Origin of the sequence: Hydrogenophaga palleronii (assembly GCF_031457455.1) — a bacterium.
In the GTDB taxonomy this organism is placed as follows: Bacteria; Pseudomonadota; Gammaproteobacteria; order Burkholderiales; family Burkholderiaceae_C; genus Hydrogenophaga; species Hydrogenophaga palleronii_A.
Window position 1 is genome coordinate 362,398 of the sequence record NZ_JAVDWU010000005.1, and the last position, 16,537, is coordinate 378,934.

Below are 16,537 nucleotides of genomic sequence, written 5' to 3' on the forward strand. Positions count from 1 at the left end.
GGGGGGAAGCCGCGTCAGCGGCGCAGGGGGGGGGGGCCTCATACAGCGAAATTGGGGATCGACAAGATGGTGTTGCGGATGAACTCCACCATCGTCGTCATCATCCAGGGGCCGGCAATCGCGAAAACCGCAATGGCCGCGATCAGCTTGGGCACAAAAGACAGCGTGGCTTCGTGGATCTGCGTGATGGCCTGGAACAGACTCACCGTCAGACCCACACCCAGCACCGTGGCCAGCACGGGCGCGGCCACCATGAGCAGCAGGAAGAGGGCGTTCTGCCCCATCGTGAGGGCGGCTTGGGGATCCATGTTTTCTCCTACTGGGCGAATGATGCGGCCAAAGAGCCGATCAACAGATTCCAGCCGTCCGCAAGAACGAACAGCATCAGCTTGAACGGCAGCGCCACCAGCACCGGCGACAGCATCATCATGCCCAGCGACATCAACACGCTGGCTACCACCATGTCGATCACCAGGAAGGGAATGAAGATCATGAACCCGATCTGAAAGGCCGTCTTGAGTTCGCTGGTGACGAAAGCTGGCACCAGCACGCGAAAGGGTGCGGTCTCGGCGGTCACGTCGTTGGGCAGGCGGGCCAGGTTGGCAAAGAGTTCGAAGTCAGATTGCCGTGTCTGCTTGAGCATGAAGGCGCGCATGGGCGCCTGGCCGCGCTCGAGCGCCACTTCGAAGCTGATGGCGTTCTGCGAATAGGGAGCGTAGGCGTCCTGGTAGACCTTGTCGAGCGTGGGGCCCATCACGAAGAAGGTGAGGAACAGCGACAGACCCACCACCACCTGGTTGGGCGGCGCCGACTGGGTGCCCAGCGCCTGGCGCATCAGTGACAACACGATGACGATGCGGGTGAAGCCGGTCATGAGCAGCAGCATGGCCGGCAGGAACGACAGCGCGGTGAAGAACAGCAGCGTCTGGATCGGCACCGAGTACGAGTTGCCGTTCGGACCCTGGCCCACCATCAGGGGCAGAGAGGGACCAGTGGCACCGGGCGTTGCTGCGGCCTGGGCCCAGACGTCCGTGGCCAGCAGCAACACACTGGCGGCCAGCACCAGCCGGACGAAGCTGCCCGCGCCATGGGTGGTCAACAGGTGCCACAGGCGGTGTGCAAACCCGCCACGTTGAGGGGCGACGCGCGCGGTGCGGCGCGGGCGGGACATGAGTTCCTCATCGCTCACGAAGGGCGGATTGTTCCAGGTGCGACGCGAAACGGTCATGGTCGCACCGCTGCCGCCGCCCCCTTCAAGGGGCACGCGCGTATCGCGGCGGGGGTGGGTCAAGTCCATCATTTGGTGACCTTGTGCGGTTGTGCCAGCTGGGCCAGTCGGGCAGCAAAGCCGGTGGGCGCAGCGGTCTCAGTGGGGTTCAACGCCTCGGGCGGCAGCGGCATCTGGTGCAGCGCCTGCACAGCGCCGGCAGCCACGCCCAGCACCAGACACACCGCATCATCACCCTGACCCACCTGCACCGTGACCACCCGCTGCTGAGGACCCAGCGACAACGAAGACAGCACCTGCAGCTTCGGGCCACCGTGCAAGGCCGCACCCGGGATGTGGCGGCGGAAACGCTGCAACACCAGAGCCATCACGACCATGATGACCAGCAGCGCAATGGCGGGGGCAGCGTTTTGAAGCATGAGGGGTCAGCCGAAGCGGTAGGGAAGTGAGAACAAAAAAGTGAAGCGGAAAAAGAACAGATGCAACGAACGAGGGGAAGTCAATCCAGAGATACCGAGGAACCGGCTTTGCCGGGCCTCTGGTATCGCCCCCCTTCCAGGGGGGCGACGCCGAAGGCGGCGCGGGGGGGTGCCGTACCTCAGGTACGGCTTACCCTTCTCATGCGTTCAGAAGGCGTCACGATGTCCGTCAACCGAATACCGAACTTGTCGTTCACCACCACCACCTCACCCTGGGCGATCAGGTAGCCGTTGATTAATACGTCCATGGGCTCACCGGCGAGGGCATCGAGTTCGACGATGGAGCCCTGGGCCAGCTGCAGGATGTACTTGATGGGCACACGGGTGCGGCCCAGTTCCACCGAGAGCTGCACCGGAATGTCCAGCACCATCTGGATGTCCTGCACCGGCGCGCCTGCGGCACCAGCGCCACCGCTGGGCGGGGTCGTCAGCGGTGCGGCATTGCTGTCGAAGGCAGGTGCACTGTCGGCCTGTTCGGCGCTGGCTTGTTCTTCGAGGGCCTGTGCCCAGTCGTCGCTCACGGAATCGTTCATGGTGTCGGTGCTCTCAGTGGACATAGGAATCTCCAAGCCAGGTCGTATCGGGTCCGCGCAGGTTGCGATCCACGCGCAGGGCGTACTTGCCTTTGTGGGTGCCGTACTGGCACTCAACGATCGGTACCCCGTCCACGTGGGCCTGGATCGCCGGGTTGCGGTCGAGTTCGATGAAGTCGCCGACCTGCATGGCCAGCAACTGTTCCACCGTGGCATCGGTCTTGGCCAGTTCGGCCACCAGCGTGACCTCGGCGGCCTGGATCTCGTGGCTCAGCAGCTTGATCCAGCGGCGGTCCACCTCGATGGCGTCGCCCTGCACGCTGGAATACAGCACATCGCGGATCGGCTCCAGCGTGGCATAGGGAATGCACAGATGCAGTGAGCCGGTGATGTCGCCTATCTCCAGCGTGAAGCTGGTCGACACCACGATCTCGCTGGGGGTGGCAATGGTGGCGAATTGCGGCTGCATTTCCGAACGCTGGTACGACAGCTCGATCGGGTACACGCCGCGCCAGGCCTTCTTGTACTCCTCGGCCACCACGTCCACCAGGCGGTTGATCACGCGCTGCTCGGTCGGTGAGAAGTCACGCCCTTCGATGCGGGTGTGGAACTTGCCGGTGCCGCCGAACAGACTGTCGATCACGCCGAACAGCAGCGTGGGCTCACACACCACCAGGCCGTTGCCGCGCAGCGGGCGGATCGCCATGATGTTGAAGTTGGTGGGCACCACCAGCTCGCGCAGGAAGGCGCTGTATTTCTGCACCTGGACCGCGCCCACCGATATCTCAGGGCTGCGGCGGATGAAGTTGAACAGGCCCAGGCGCAGGTTGCGCGAAAACCGCTCGTTGACGATTTCCATGGTGGGCATGCGCCCGCGCACAATGCGCTCCTGGCTGGAGAGGTTGTAATCGCGCACCCCGCCTTTGGGCGTGTCTTCCTTTTCGAGCTTCTGGCTTTCGCCGGTGACGCCTTCGAGCAGGGCGTCGATTTCTTCCTGGGAGAGAAACGAATCGGACATGGTGTGGGCCTGTCTGCGGAGGGTGGTCGTTCAGTGCGCAGCGGTCACTGCACGATGAAACTGGAGAACAGCACCGCCTGCACCGGGTTGGGCGGCAGCTGGGACTTGCGCTTGGGTTGTTCACCTTTGACCGGTGCGGCTTCGGGCAGGCGGTAGCCCATGATCCGGGAGATGTTGGCCACGATGTCGTTGGCGAGTTTCTCTTTGCCGGCCAGCTGCAGCAGCTCCTCGGAGGTGCGCTGGGAAATCAGCAACAGCACGCTGCTGCGAATGCTCGGCATGTATGCCTGCATTTCTTCTCCGGTCTTCTTGTCCTGGATCTGCAGCGAGATGCCGATCTGAACGAAGCGGTTGCCACCGGGGTCGGCCAGGTTGACCACCATGTTTTCCAGGGGAAGGAACACGGGTGGGGTCTCCGGGCGTGCCGGCGTCGACTCAACGATCTCTTCGTCGTCGTAGAGCTCGTCATCGGCGGTGTTCTTTTTCAGCAGATAGAGCGCGCCGCCCGCAGCGAGCAGGCCCATGACGACCACCCCGAGCAGGATGTACAGCAGCTTTCGGCTCTTGGGCTTCGCAGGAGCGGCGGCTTCGGGGGCGGTGGCGGCGGCGGCGGCAGCTGACATGGAATTCCTCTGTGGGTCCGCCCCGGGATTGGGGCGCTGGACACGCCCCAAAAGCGTGTCGGTTCGGAGGAATTATTGAGCGCCACCCCTGCCACCGTTCGGCAGAAAAGCACCGGAAAAGCTGCTTATTCGCGGGACTCAGACCCACGTAAAGCAGCGCAGGGGAGTGCTTTGCCCTCCGGAGCGAAGTGTCCAATTCCAGGGCACCCGTGGAACCGGCTTCGCCGGGCCACAGGGTGCGTCCCCCCTCGAAGCGCCGCAGGCGCGCCACAGAGGGGGGGAAGCCGCGCAGCGGCGCAGGGGGGTGTACCCCGTCAAACGAAAAGATCGAGCGGGCGGCTGCCGTCGGGCCGCAGCGGCGCGCTGCGTGGTACCACGGGTGTCATGGGCGTGTCGTCCACCCGCTGAGGTGCGCGGTTGGCACGCGCTGGTCCGGACTCGCTCGTCGATGCCTTGCGCTCGGATCCTTGACCCTGCGCGCCCACCGACACCCCAGCGAGGTGAATGCCGCTGCGTTGCAGCATCTCGGCCAGCGATTCGTCGGCGCTGTTCTTCAGCGAGGCCTGGGCGTCGGTGTTGTCGGTTCGGAAATCCACTTGCACTTCCTGGCCCTTGACCGACAGCTGGATGTCGATGGCATCCTGTCCACCCTGGCCCACCCGCAGGCTGGCGTGGCGCAGGTTCTGCGTGCCCCAGTGGCTGATCTGCTGGCCTTCGGCTTCGGTGAACGCCTCGGAGGCATCCGGGTTCTGGCTGTCCGTTTCGGCGTTGTGTGCGTCATCGGCATGGTCACCGCCACCGGCGGTGTCTGCACCGCTGGCGCTGCCTGCGGCCAGGCTGGCATCTGCGCCGCCCACCGCGCCCGAAACCGAGACCACGCCGGTGGTGCCATTCGTGCCGCTGCTGGCCTGAACCGACGCGAACCCGGTGGCAACGGCCTCGCGTGCCACGACGGGGCTCAAACCCTGACCCGCCAGGTGGTGGCCAAAGCGGTCGTTGAGGGTGACGGTGCTGCGCACGCCTGCCAGTTGCGCGGTGCCCGACAGGGGCATGCCTTCGGCCGCACCGCCGCCCGTGCGCCGCCACACCATGCCGTTGCCGTCCGGTCGCTGCACGGCCGCAGCGGCTGCGTGGGCTGCAGTGCCAGTCTTGATGGGCTGTGCCTGGGCCAGGGCCGTGGCGGAAAGGCCTTTTTGTGAGGCCTGTGGCCGCTGGTTGGCGGCGGCCGGATCCTGAGGCGATTCGTGGGCCGCACGATCGGTGGCCATGTCGATTTCGGGGGCGGGCTCATCGACGGCCTGCATCGATGGATCGACGTCGGCTGCTGTGTCGATCGGGGCGTCGACCCGCTGTGCTTCCGAAGAGGCCACGTGGCCTGTCTCGGCCGGCACCGGCGACCCCGGCCAGCCGGCCAGGGCAGCCAACGGATTGTCTTCGAGTGCCTCCTCGGCGCCCGGCAGCGACGGGTCTTCTTCCGCGCCAGTGGTGAGCTCGGCACCGAGCTCGGGCAGGGCCTGTTCGTGGGTGTCGGCCAGCAGGGAAAGCAGGTTGGCGAACAGGCTGTTGTCGGCACCGGGTTCGGTCGCCCGGCGAGCACCGGGCTGACCTGCGCGGTTGGCCTGAGCGGTCTGGCTGGTGGATGACGACGCCGTCTGGGAGGCGGGTGCGGAAGTGGAGCTCATGGGGGGCGTGTCCTGGGGTCGTTCGGAAGAGGGGGCGAGGTCGACGCAGGGGCGGGTCAGGCGCCGGAGCGCGCGTGTGCCTGCGCCTGCGCCAGTCGCTGGCGCAAGTGGATGGTCAGGGCCATTTCGTCGGTGTGCTTCTGTTCCCTGCGTTCCATCACCTGGGCCTGTGCCTGGATTTTTTTCTCGGTGAACTTGCGCAGGCCGGCCACATCGCGCTCGGCCACGCGCACCTGTTCCTGGTGCTGGGCGATCATGTCCTCGCGGCTGCTCAGCACGCCGCGCTGGAACTCGATGGCGTGTTCGATTTTCTGCAGGAAGTGGCGGTGGTGGTGCAGCAGCGCGGCGTCGATGCCGGTGCTGCTGCGCGCGCTCCAGCGTTGTTGTGCTTCCCGCGCATAGGCTTCGAGCTGATCCATCTGGTCCTGGGCGATCTGCATTTCACGCTGCAACTGGGCAAGGGCCGCCAGCGCCACATCGCGTCGGCGTTCGGCGATCTCCACCACTTTGTTCAAGGTCTGAATGGTGGTCATGCGTGGGCCTCTTTGGGTTGGTTTTCACTGGAGAAGGGGTGGACGATCGTGATGCTGCGCGTTCAGACATGGCGGTTCGGTGCGCGCTGCGGGCGGCCTTGCGCTGCGGGTGCGGGCTTGCCTTCGTCCTGCAGGGCGGCTTCGAGTTCGGTCAGGCTGGCCTCCATGGTGGAGGCATCGAACATGCCCTGCATCAGGAAGCGCTGCAGCGCCGGGTACAGTGCGATCGCGCGGTCGGTCTCCGGGTCGCTGCCGGCCATGTAGGCACCGAGCTGGATCAGGTCGCGGCTCTTCATGAAACGTGAATACAGCGCACGGAAGCGCCGCGCGAGTTCCAGATGCGCCGGCTTGGCCACGTTCTGCATCACGCGTGAGGCCGATGCCTCCACGTCGATGGCCGGAAAGTGGCCCGATTCGGCCAGCGAGCGCGACAGCACGATGTGGCCATCCAGAATGGCACGCGCGGCATCGGCGATCGGGTCCTGCTGGTCGTCACCCTCAGAGAGCACGGTGTAGAAGGCGGTGATCGATCCCACGCCGTTCAGACCGTTCCCGCTGCGCTCCACCAACTGCGGCAGCTTGGCAAAGCACGACGGCGGGTAGCCCTTGGTGGCCGGTGGTTCGCCAATGGCCAGTGCGATCTCGCGCTGCGCCATGGCGTAGCGGGTGAGCGAGTCCATGAGCAACAGCACGTCCAGGCCGTCGTCGCGAAAACGTTCGGCAATCGCCGTGGCGTAGCTGGCGCCCTGCATGCGCACCAGCGGCGGTGCATCGGCCGGAGCGGCCACCACCACCGAGCGCTGGCGCCCTTCGGGGCCGAGGATGTCCTCGATGAATTCCTTCACCTCGCGACCGCGCTCGCCAATCAGGCCCACCACGATCACATCGGCCCGGGTGTAACGCGCCATCATGCCCAGCAGCACGCTCTTGCCCACGCCGGAGCCGGCAAACAGGCCGATGCGCTGGCCGCGCCCCACCGTCAGCAAGGCATTGATCGCACGCACGCCGGTGTCCAGCGGTTCACGAACCGGGTCGCGGTCCATGGCATTGATGGGCTGGCGGTCCATCGGCGCCATGTCCACATTGATGATGGGCCCCTGGTGATCCAGCGGGTGACCATGCGAATCCACCACCCGGCCCAGCAGCCCGGCACCCAGCGGCAAACGCAGCGCGCCCCGGTCGTCAGGCGAAGGCGGCTTGTTCGCCTGGCCCATGCGAGGCACCGGCCGGTAAGGCGCCAGCGGCGTGACACTGGCACCGCTCGACAGCCCATGCGTGTCGCCAGCCGGCATCAAGTAAGCCCGGTCACCCGAGAAACCCACCACCTCCGCCAGCACAGGGTCCTTGGGACCATTGCCAATCAGACACTGAGACCCCACCGGCACCTTCAACCCCACGGCTTCCAGCACCAGCCCCGCCAGCCGCGTCAGCGTGCCCCTCACCTCCAGCGGCGTGTGCACAGCGGCGTTCTCCCGCAGGTCTTCCATGAAATGCCCCCAGCGGCTGGCGCCCTCGAAGGTGCTGTCGTTCATGGTGTGGTCCTCATGTGCATGCAGTTTTGCAAGGAGTACACAAGCCCAGCTCCGGAGTGAAGTGACTTGTTCCAGAGATACCGAGGAACCGGCTTCGCCGGGCCTCTGGTATCGCCCCCCTTGAGGGGGGTGACGCGAAGCGGCGCGGGGGGTGAATCCCAGCCCTGCGGCGCGGGGGGTGCTTCAAAGTCACACATCAGCATTCCCCGGATTCCATTCAACTTCCATGCCCAGGTTGCCCACCGCACGGGCCCAGCGCTTCTCGATCGTGGCGTCCACCGAGGTGCTGGGCGATTCGACCATGCAGCCGCCCGGCGTGATGTTGGGGTCGGCCACGAAGGTCGGTGGCGACTTGCCGATGTTCTCGTTCAATGCACCCTGCATCAGCGCCAGGTCAGAAGGGTTCATGCGCACGGTGGCGGGCAGGCCGTCTTCAACCAACTGAGCCAGCGCCTCGGCGATCACAGGCTTGAGGTGCCCAGGATCGCTGTGCAGCTCCTGACGCACCACCTGGCGCGCCAGGTCGCAGGCCAGCTCCAGAATGTGGCGAGAAATTTGGTCTTCACTCTTTTGCAGATGGTCGCGGGTGTTGTGCAGCAGTTGCGCCATGCGAACAGCCGTCTCTTCGGCCGCCTTGCGCACCGTGGCCTCCAGCGCATCACGCACTTCACGGCCGCCCGCTTCACGACCGTGGGCATAACCCTCGGCATAAGCCTCCTCAGCCGCCTGCTTCAATGCGGCTTCATCGATCAGCGGCGCCGCATCGCCGTCACTCCCCAGCGTCACATGGTCTTCACTGCCGTCCACCGCAGAAAATTGCCAGGCAGACACACCGTCGATCTCCTCGCGCGGGACAAAGCGGGAATGGGGGTTGTTCTTATTGACCATGCGACGCTCCCTGCAGAGGTGCGGGAAACCACAGGCTGAACCGGAGCGCGTGTCCCCATCCAGGGATACCGAAGATCCGGCTTTGCCGGTCCAAGGTATCGCCCCCCTTTGGGGGGGTGACGCGAAGCGGCGCGGGGGGGGTTACCTTCCTGCGGCGCGGGGGGTAGTCGTGTTCAGACAAAGCTTTCATCCTCCGCTCCCCCGATCACGATCTGGCCTTCGTCAGACAGGCGTCGCACGATCTTCAGAATCTCCTTCTGCTGGTTCTCGACCTCGGACAGGCGGATCGGTCCGCGCGACTCCAGGTCTTCGCGCAGGGCCTCGGCGGCACGCGTGGACATGTTGGCCAGCACCAGCTCGCGCAGATCGTTGGTGGAGCCCTTGAGCGCGATCACCAGCGAATCGGAAGACACTTCCTTGAGCACCATCTGCACCGACTTCGGATCCAGCTTGAGCAGGTCTTCGAAGACGAACATCTTGTCCATGATCTTCTGCGCCAGTTCGGCATCGAACTCGCGGATCGACTCGATCACCGTGTTCTCGATCTGGGTGCCCATCATGTTGATGATCTCGGCGGCCGTCTTCACGCCACCCATCGAGGTCTTGCGGATCTTGTCGCCACCGGCGAGCACCTTGAACAGCACTTCGTTGAGGTCTTTCAAGGCCGTGGGTTGAATGCCCTCGAGGGTGGCGATGCGCAACATGACCTCGTTGCGTGTGCGCTCGGTGAAGTTCTTCAGCACGGCAGCGGTCTGGTCGGCCTCGAGGTGCACCAGAATGGCCGCCACGATCTGGGGGTGCTCGTTGCGCAGCAGCTCGGCGATGGAGAACGGGTCCATCCACTTCAGGCTTTCAATGCCGGACACATCGCCGCCTTGCAGGATGCGGTCGATCAGCAGCGCGGCCTTGTCGTCGCCCAGCGCACGCTTGAGCACGGCACGCACATAGTTGTCGGTGTCGGAGACCAGCAGGCTTTGGGACGCGGCAGCGCTGGTGAACTTCTGCATCACCTGATCCACCCGCTCGTGCGAGACCGAGCGCGTCTTGGCGATGGTCTCGCCCAGCTTCTGCACTTCCTTCGGGCTGAGATGCTTGAACACCTCGGCCGCTTCTTCTTCACCCAGCGACATCAAAAAAATCGCCGCGTCGTGTATGCCCTGGTCTTCCATGTTCTTCTTCCTTGACTATCTCTATGCGAAACAAAAGGCACACACCGGAGCGCGATGCCTCAGTCCAGGGGCACCGAGGAGCCGGCTTTGCCGGGCCTCAGGTGCCGTCCCCCTGCCGCCGAAGGCGAGAGAGGGGGAAGCCGCGAAGCGGCGCAGGGGGTGCTTCACAGTCATGCTGGAGACTCACCATTCACCCACCCCTTGACGATGTTCGCCACCGCCACCGGGTTCTCCAGCGCAAGGCGTTTGGCGTCCGACATGCGGGTCTGTTCGGCCGTGATCTCTTGCGGGCTCGGCATGGGCAGGCCGGGGCGCTCAGGTGTTTCGTTGACCAGGGCGTTGAGGGGTTGCACCTTGCGGGTTTCGGTCGCAGGTGAGCGCATCAGCTTCAGGCCGGGGCGCACCATGCCCAGCACCACCAGCAGGCCCAGCATCACCATGCCCAAGGGCCAGGCCAGCGAGCGGGCAAGCTCGTGGTTCTCCACCTGCTTCCACCAGGCCACGGGTGCTTCTTCGGGCGGTTTGACTGTGTTGAAGGCCACGTTCACCAGATTGACCGAGTCGCCGCGACCCTGGTTGAAGCCAATGGTCTCGCGCACCAGCGCCGTCATCTGCTCGATCTGTTCGGGCGGAATCGGGGTGGAGGTTTCTTTGCCGGAACGGTCCAAACTGGTGCGATGGTTGATGACCACGGCCGCGCTGAGGCGACGCACCTGGCCACTGGCTTCGCGTACCACCTTCACGGTCTTGTCGACTTCGTAGTTCACCACCGATTCGCGGCGCATGGCACCGGCCTTCTCGGCCGCCCCTGCGACGCCCAGCTGGCCGGGGTCGCCGTTGATGGGCGCCTGGCCCACGGCGGGCGGCTGATTGGTCACTGCGCCAGGCACGCCTGCGGGCTGGGTGGTCGGGCCTGCGCCGTCTTCCACGGTCTGCTGGCTTCGGATGGTCACCGGTTCGCCGCTCTGGTTCGGGCGGTGCTGTTCGGATGTGGATTCCACCAGCGAGAAGTCCACGTCAGCGCTGACCTGTGCCTTCACGTTGCCCACACCGACCAGCGGCTCCAGCATGTCCAGGATGCGCCGGGTGTAGACCTGTTCCATTTGCTGGACGTACTGCAGTTTCTGGGTGTCTGCACCCTGCGAGGGGCCGTCGGTGTTGCTGGAGAGCAGGGAGCCGGCGTCGTCGACCACACTGACCGCCTTGGGATTCATTTCCGGCACGCTGGAGGCCACCAGATGCACAATGCCGGCCACCTGCGCCCGGTCGAGCACGCGCCCGGGGTGCAGGGTGAGCAGCACCGAGGCACTGGGCTTTTGCTGTTCGCGGAAGAAGCCGTTCTGGTTGGGCAGCGCCAGGTGAATACGCGCGCTCTGCACTGAAGAGAGCGACTGGATGGAACGGGTGAGCTCGCCTTCCAGACCGCGCTGGAAGGTCAGGCGTTCCTGGAACTGGGTCATGCCGAAGCGGTTGGACTCCATCAGCTCGAAGCCGGCCACCGAACCCTTGGGCAGGCCTTGTGAAGCCAGGCGCAAGCGCGTGTCGTGCACTTTGTCGGCCGGCACCATGATGGCCATGCCGCCTTCGGTGTGCTTGTAGGGCACGTTCATCTGCGTGAGCTGGGCCACGATGGCGCCGCCGTCGCGGTCGCTCAGGTTCGAATACAGCACCCGCCATTCGGCCTGGCGCCCCATGAAGAAGAACGCAGCCACGATGCCCAGCAGGGCCAGCATGCCCAGACCCAGCTTGATCTTCTGCGCCGGGTCCATGCGCGCAAAGCCATCGGCCAGCGCATTGGGGCGACGCACGGGTTGCAGATCCAGTTCGGCGACAGAGGTGCTCATGGGTCGAGGTGGGTCGAATAAGGGATGTCTGGCAGGGGAAAGGCCCCCTGTTGCGACCGATTATTCGGGTCCGGCGTCTGCGCCATACCGACGAAAAGGACCGGGTTTGTCCCCCTTATTCCCCAGCGGCCCCGAAGCACCCTCCCTAGCATTGGGATGTGATCATTTGAAGTTGAAGGACACCGCCATGGACATGCGCATCAGCCCCCTGACCAGTCAAGCCCTCACCGGCGTGGGTGCCAACGCCTTGAAGCGTCCTGGCGCCGGCGCCGCCGCAGGCCCGGGCATCACCGACAGCTTCAAGAGCGCCCTGCAATCGGTCAGTGCCAGCCAGAACGAAGCCTCCCGCCTGCAGACCCAGGTTCAACTGGGCAATCCCAACGTCAGCCTGGAAGAAACCATGCTGGCCATGCAGAAGTCCCAGATCGGCTTCCAGGCCACCCTGCATGTGCGCAACCGGATGGTCCAGGCTTATACGGATGTGATGAACATGAACGTCTGACGACGTTCCTGTTCATCACTGCTCCCCCCCGCGCCGCCTTCGGCGTCACCCCCCCAGGGGGGCGATGTCTCTGACCGGCAAAGCCGGATCTTCGACATCCCTGGACTGCTTCGCCGCTCGCTTTTGATCTTCGCTGCGCTGGCTTGCTTGCGCTCCCCTCCTGCTGTCTCTTCGTATCTCGTTTTTCTCCCGCGCTTCCGGAGTGCGTGTCTCATTCCAGTGATACCGCCGGGCCGGCTTTGCCGGACGGCTGGTATCGCCCCCTGGGGGGTGACGCGCCTCTGGCGCGGCGCGGGGGGGTCAATGGACCTTCGTCTCCATGAGCACTTCCAGATCGTTCAGCCAGGGTTCGGCCAGGCAACGGATTTCGGCGTCGGCGCGCAGGATGCGTTGCATGATCTTGGTCTTTTCCTTGCGCTCGGCGGGGGCGAGTTGGTCGGTGCGTGATTTGCTGCGCAGCTGGGCGATCAGCACGGCGCAGGCGCCTTCCAGGCGGACCACCTGGTCCCAGTTTTCGCTTTGCGCAGCCTGCAGCATCTTCTGGCTGGCGTCGTCGATGGCGCGGTAGTAGTCCAGCAAGGTGTGCTCCATGATCAGGCTCCAGGGCCCGTTGCGGGCTGCAGGGCGGTGGCGCGGATGTCTTTCCATGATTGCGCCACCGGTTCAATCAGGTCTGTCACCTCGGTGATGAGGGTGCCATCGTTGCGCATGTTGGCGATGGTCAGACGTTGCACGCTGTAGGCGTAGACGGCCTGCAGGCGATGTGCGAGCTCGCCACCTTCCTGCAGGTTGAGCCCCACTCTGAGGCCTTCTTCCAGAATGCGCACGGCCTTGCTGAGTGCCTTGGCTTTGGTTTCCAGGTCGCCGCGCTCCAAAGCGCCACGCGCCTGATTCATGGCTTGCAACAGTGCATCGAACAGAAGGTTGACGAGCTGGTGCGGATCGGCACCCTGCACGCCGGTTTCGGCTGCGACGGTTTTGTAGGCAGATGCTGCGCGGGTGCTGACGGGTGTGAACATGGCTTGGTTTCCTTGTACCTGATGCCTTTTTTTATCGGCATATGTGCCAGGGACTGTAGGTATCCGTTCATCTGTTTGGGTTGGAAATGCCATGCTCTTTTCCTCCTGAATGTTGATGCAGCGCGCGCCCCGAAGAATGCCCCCCGTGCTCCACCGCTGCGCGGGTCGCTGTCCCCTGATGGGTGCTTTGCCTGGGCGGCCCGGCGGCAATAAAGGCGTTCCCCGGCAGTCCCTTGCATCGGTCGGGTCAGGGGGAAAAGGGGCTGTATCAGCGCTTGATGTTGTTCCACAACGTGATCTGCTGCGTCACGAAGGCATTGAGCCCACTGAGCTGGCCCACCGCGGCGTCCATCGCGTTGTATTGCGCCAGGTAGCGAACCTCGGCACGCGCCGCGCGGTCGCTCACCTTCTCCATTTCCTTGGTGTTGCGCGTTCCGGCGCTCTTGAGGGCTTCGGTGCGCGTGCTCACCAGACCGTTGACGGACAGCAGGCCATCGGCAAACGCTTTCACCTTCAGGCCAAAACCGCGCTCGGTGGCCACGCTGCTGGTTTGGGCGAACAGTGACTGCAGGGCTTGGGGTCTTTGCAGTGCGGCATCGAGCTTGGATGTGTTGATGGACATCACACCGCCGGTCTTCATCTCGATGCCCACGTCCATCAGGCGCGAATATGGTTCGCTGGCCGTGACCGAGCGCATCATGCCGCGCAGCGCGTTCTGCAGGCCTACGGCCGTGCTGTCGCCCTGCAGGGAGCCCGCCACCTTGGTGTCGGGGTCGTATTTGGTGGCCGTGGCCAGCATGTTGTTGATGGTGTTGTACGCGTCGACGAAGGCCTGGATGTTCTTGCGCATCGACTCCCTGTCCACCCCCACCGACACTTCTGCCGGACCGGTTGTGGCCTTGGACAGTGTGAGCGTGATACCGGGCAGGGCGTCGGTGATCGTGTTGGTGGCCGATGTGATGGGCACATTGTTGACCGTGGCCTGTGCGTTCGATCCGGCCTGACTCTGCGTCATGCCACTGGCGGTGCCGGGATCAAATGCGAGGCGCGAGAGCCCATCCGCATCGGTGTCGTCCCCATCGTCGTCGGTGGCCTGAATCCGGAAGCCGTTGACCTCACCGGTGGTGTTGGATCGCACCAGCAGCCGCTCGCCGGAAGCGTCGCGCAACACGGTGGCGTTCACGCCCGCGCCGGCTGCGTTGATCTTGGTGGCAATCTGGCTGAGCGTATCGCCGGGTGCAATGTCCACGGGCACGGCGGTCGCACTGCCGGGTGCGAAGCTGCCACCGGACCAGTTGCCGATCTGGATACTCAGGCTGCCGCCGCCCATGGCGGTGCCTACAGGCACGGCACCGGAGGCCACCGACTGGGCCTTGGCCAGGCTCTGCACTTCAATGGCCATGGAGGTGGCGGCGGTGCCGGGGGCCACGCTGATGTTCACTGCGTCGGGCATGGAGGTCATGCCACGCACGCTGGTCCAGGCGCTGGGAGCTGAGAGCTTGGCTGCCGCGTCGGCCAGACCGGAGACCATGGACTTGATGCTGCCGTAGATAGAGAGCTTGCTCTGGAGGGAGGCGGCTTTCTGCTGTAGCGGGATCAGCGGCGCTTGTTCGAGCGCCACCAGTTTGGACACGATGCCCTGGATGTCGATGCCACTGGCAAGGCCTGGCGATGAAATGGCCATGGGATGTCCTTTCCGGGATGTGCGCAGCGCACGCGGCTTGCATGCACTGTGCGCATTCCACAAGACCCGCAGCGGCAGGGGCTGTGAACCGCCTTGGCCGCTCGGGTGTGACGCCTTCAGAGACCCGTCAGGCAGACGGGTATGAAGGTTCTATCGGCAAGAAACCGTCAACCTTTAAGGAGTGACAGAACGCCCTGCGGCACCTGATTGGCCTGGGCCACCATGGCGGTGCCGGCCTGCTGCAGGATCTGTGCACGCGAGAGGTTGGCGGTTTCCTTGGCGAAGTCGGCGTCCATGATGCGGCCACGCGAAGCAGAGAGATTCTCCACACCGATCTGGATGTTGGCCACGGCGCTCTCAAAACGGCTCTGCACCGCACCCAGGGTGGCGCGGGCGCCGTTGACCTGGTCCAGGGCGTCATCGATCTTCTTGATGGCGATGTAGGCACCCTTTTCGCTGGTCACGTCCACGCTGGAGATGCCGGTGAGGTCATCGGTGGCGGCGACGATGCCGCTGCCGTCGTCGGCAATGCCGGTGGTGGCGGCGCTGAAACCGGTGAGGGTGATGGTTTCAGGTTCACCGTCTTCATCCAGCCTGGATGAGAGGATCTCCACGTCGAAGGTGCCGTCGTTGTTGGTCACCAGGTAGGCGGACACACCGGTCTCACCTGTCTTGCGGTTGATGGCTTCAATGACCTGGCCCAGGCGCGCGGTCTCGGAGCTGGCCGCACCGATGGCGCCCAGATCGACGTCGTCGCCTGCGCCCACCGCGATGGTCAGCGTGCCGGCGTCGATCTCGGTTGCATAGTCCGTGATGTCGGCAGGGTCCACCGTTTCGGTCAGCTCGGCGTAGGCCACGGTGCTGAGGTTGGCTGCCGTGGTGTTGGCCAGCGAACCGATGGTGATGTTGTCACCGGCGTTGGCGCCGACCTGGAAGGTGGCGGCGGTAAAGGAGCCGTCCAGGATCTTCTTGCCGTTGAACGAGGTCTGCTGCGAGACGCGGTCGATCTCGTCGGTGAGCTGCTTGACTTCGGCCTGCAGGGCCTTGCGGTCGTCGGCACTGTTGGTGGCGTTGGCCGACTGCACGGACAGTTCGCGCATGCGCTGCAGCATGTCGCCGACTTTGCCCAGCGCGCCTTCAGCGGTCTGCGCCAGCGAGATGCCGTCGTTGGCGTTGCGGGCGGCCACGCTCAGACCCTTGATCTGAGCGTTCATGCGCTCTGCAATGGCCAGGCCGGCGGCGTCGTCCTTGGCGCTGTTGACGCGCAGGCCCGAAGACAGGCGCTGCATGGAAGTGGCCAGCGAGCCCTGCGAGGATTGCAGGTTGCGCTGTGCGTTCATCGACATCACGTTGGTGTTGATGGTGGTCATGACTAACTCCTAAAAATAAAAAGGCAATCCGGCATCGCTGCCAATCTCGACACCGGCCACAACGGCCGGCTGCCATGACCGGGGCAGGAATGCTCGCGCCGGCTGGGCCCTGGGGCTTTGACCGTCTCGCCGCATTCACTTGCCGGACGACGAACCTTTTTTAGAAGTCCGTTGAGTTCGATTTCGGTGGCCCTGGCGTATTCTTCAACGCCACCCCGTTTTTCATCGCCCGGAAAAGGCGGGCTTCCCGGGTGCTGTTTCAGGGATTGCAAGGCCAGGGAACAAAAAAAAGCGGCAGAAGCGGTTGTCCACCGCTTCTGCCGCTTTCGCCGCCTGAGGCGCCACACCCGTGGGTGCAGCGCATGCTGGGGTTGTCTTCTTGCTTCGATCAGCGCAGCAGGGAGAGCACGCCCTGCGGGATCTGGTTGGCCTG

At 64.6% G+C, this 16,537-nt stretch carries 18 protein-coding genes; 1 reads left to right on the top strand and 17 read right to left on the bottom strand.

Features of this window, described 5'->3' with window-relative positions:
• Positions 1-38 precede the first annotated feature (38 nt).
• From fliQ to fliF, 12 genes are all read right to left on the bottom strand, one after another.
• Positions 39-308, bottom strand: coding sequence for a flagellar biosynthesis protein FliQ (fliQ, locus tag J2W49_RS14350; RefSeq protein ID WP_304914015.1), 270 nt, complete (start codon positions 306-308; stop codon positions 39-41).
• A gap of 8 nt (positions 309-316) precedes the next feature.
• On the bottom strand, positions 317-1,171 hold the full coding sequence (gene fliP, locus J2W49_RS14355; protein WP_405001030.1) for a flagellar type III secretion system pore protein FliP: 855 nt from the start codon (positions 1,169-1,171) through the stop codon (positions 317-319).
• 125 nt (positions 1,172-1,296) lie between these two features.
• Positions 1,297-1,647 carry a FliO/MopB family protein gene (locus J2W49_RS14360; RefSeq protein WP_310317270.1) on the bottom strand — a complete coding sequence of 117 codons (351 nt, stop codon included), beginning with the start codon at positions 1,645-1,647 and terminating at the stop codon, positions 1,297-1,299.
• 179 nt (positions 1,648-1,826) lie between these two features.
• Complete coding sequence (gene fliN / locus J2W49_RS14365; RefSeq protein ID WP_310317273.1) at positions 1,827-2,264, bottom strand: flagellar motor switch protein FliN; 438 nt, start codon at positions 2,262-2,264, stop codon at positions 1,827-1,829.
• Positions 2,254-3,258, bottom strand: coding sequence for a flagellar motor switch protein FliM (gene fliM / locus J2W49_RS14370; RefSeq protein ID WP_310317276.1), 1,005 nt, complete (start codon positions 3,256-3,258; stop codon positions 2,254-2,256). The genes fliN and fliM overlap by 11 nt, the downstream gene beginning before the upstream one ends.
• A 44-nt stretch (positions 3,259-3,302) precedes the next feature.
• Positions 3,303-3,881: a flagellar basal body-associated FliL family protein gene (locus tag J2W49_RS14375; protein ID WP_310317279.1), complete on the bottom strand. Its 579-nt coding sequence runs from the start codon at positions 3,879-3,881 to the stop codon at positions 3,303-3,305.
• 314 nt (positions 3,882-4,195) lie between these two features.
• Positions 4,196-5,563, bottom strand: coding sequence for a flagellar hook-length control protein FliK (locus tag J2W49_RS14380; protein WP_310317282.1), 1,368 nt, complete (start codon positions 5,561-5,563; stop codon positions 4,196-4,198).
• A gap of 56 nt (positions 5,564-5,619) precedes the next feature.
• On the bottom strand, positions 5,620-6,096 hold the full coding sequence (fliJ, locus tag J2W49_RS14385; RefSeq protein WP_310317285.1) for a flagellar export protein FliJ: 477 nt from the start codon (positions 6,094-6,096) through the stop codon (positions 5,620-5,622).
• Positions 6,097-6,158: 62 nt separating this feature from the next.
• On the bottom strand, positions 6,159-7,628 hold the full coding sequence (gene fliI, locus J2W49_RS14390) for a flagellar protein export ATPase FliI (protein ID WP_405001026.1): 1,470 nt from the start codon (positions 7,626-7,628) through the stop codon (positions 6,159-6,161).
• A 189-nt stretch (positions 7,629-7,817) separates the two neighbouring features.
• Positions 7,818-8,516 (bottom strand): FliH/SctL family protein, encoded by a 699-nt coding sequence (locus J2W49_RS14395; RefSeq protein ID WP_310317287.1) that lies wholly within the window; start codon positions 8,514-8,516, stop codon positions 7,818-7,820.
• Between the two features lie 173 nt (positions 8,517-8,689).
• Positions 8,690-9,685, bottom strand: coding sequence for a flagellar motor switch protein FliG (gene fliG / locus J2W49_RS14400; RefSeq protein ID WP_310317290.1), 996 nt, complete (start codon positions 9,683-9,685; stop codon positions 8,690-8,692).
• A gap of 170 nt (positions 9,686-9,855) precedes the next feature.
• A complete protein-coding gene (gene fliF / locus J2W49_RS14405; protein ID WP_310317293.1) occupies positions 9,856-11,529 on the bottom strand; it encodes a flagellar basal-body MS-ring/collar protein FliF in 1,674 nt (557 codons plus the stop codon).
• A 187-nt stretch (positions 11,530-11,716) separates the two neighbouring features.
• Between fliF and fliE the strand changes: the two genes are divergently transcribed.
• The gene (gene fliE / locus J2W49_RS14410; protein ID WP_310317296.1) at positions 11,717-12,031 is read left to right on the top strand and encodes a flagellar hook-basal body complex protein FliE; all 315 of its coding nucleotides are present in this window, start codon (positions 11,717-11,719) and stop codon (positions 12,029-12,031) included.
• 300 nt (positions 12,032-12,331) lie between these two features.
• On the opposite strand, the gene J2W49_RS14415 is transcribed toward fliE, so the two are convergent.
• From J2W49_RS14415 to J2W49_RS14435, 5 genes are all read right to left on the bottom strand, one after another.
• The gene (locus J2W49_RS14415; RefSeq protein WP_310317299.1) at positions 12,332-12,622 is read right to left on the bottom strand and encodes a flagellar protein FliT; all 291 of its coding nucleotides are present in this window, start codon (positions 12,620-12,622) and stop codon (positions 12,332-12,334) included.
• Positions 12,623-12,624: 2 nt separating this feature from the next.
• Positions 12,625-13,050, bottom strand: a complete 426-nt coding sequence (gene fliS / locus J2W49_RS14420; RefSeq protein WP_310317302.1) for a flagellar export chaperone FliS — start codon at positions 13,048-13,050, stop codon at positions 12,625-12,627.
• Between the two features lie 268 nt (positions 13,051-13,318).
• On the bottom strand, positions 13,319-14,734 hold the full coding sequence (gene fliD / locus J2W49_RS14425; protein WP_310317305.1) for a flagellar filament capping protein FliD: 1,416 nt from the start codon (positions 14,732-14,734) through the stop codon (positions 13,319-13,321).
• A 167-nt stretch (positions 14,735-14,901) separates the two neighbouring features.
• On the bottom strand, positions 14,902-16,104 hold the full coding sequence (locus tag J2W49_RS14430; protein WP_310317308.1) for a flagellin: 1,203 nt from the start codon (positions 16,102-16,104) through the stop codon (positions 14,902-14,904).
• A gap of 2 nt (positions 16,105-16,106) precedes the next feature.
• Positions 16,107-16,537 (bottom strand): hypothetical protein (locus J2W49_RS14435; RefSeq protein ID WP_310317311.1); only part of this gene is annotated, 431 nt, incomplete at its 5' end.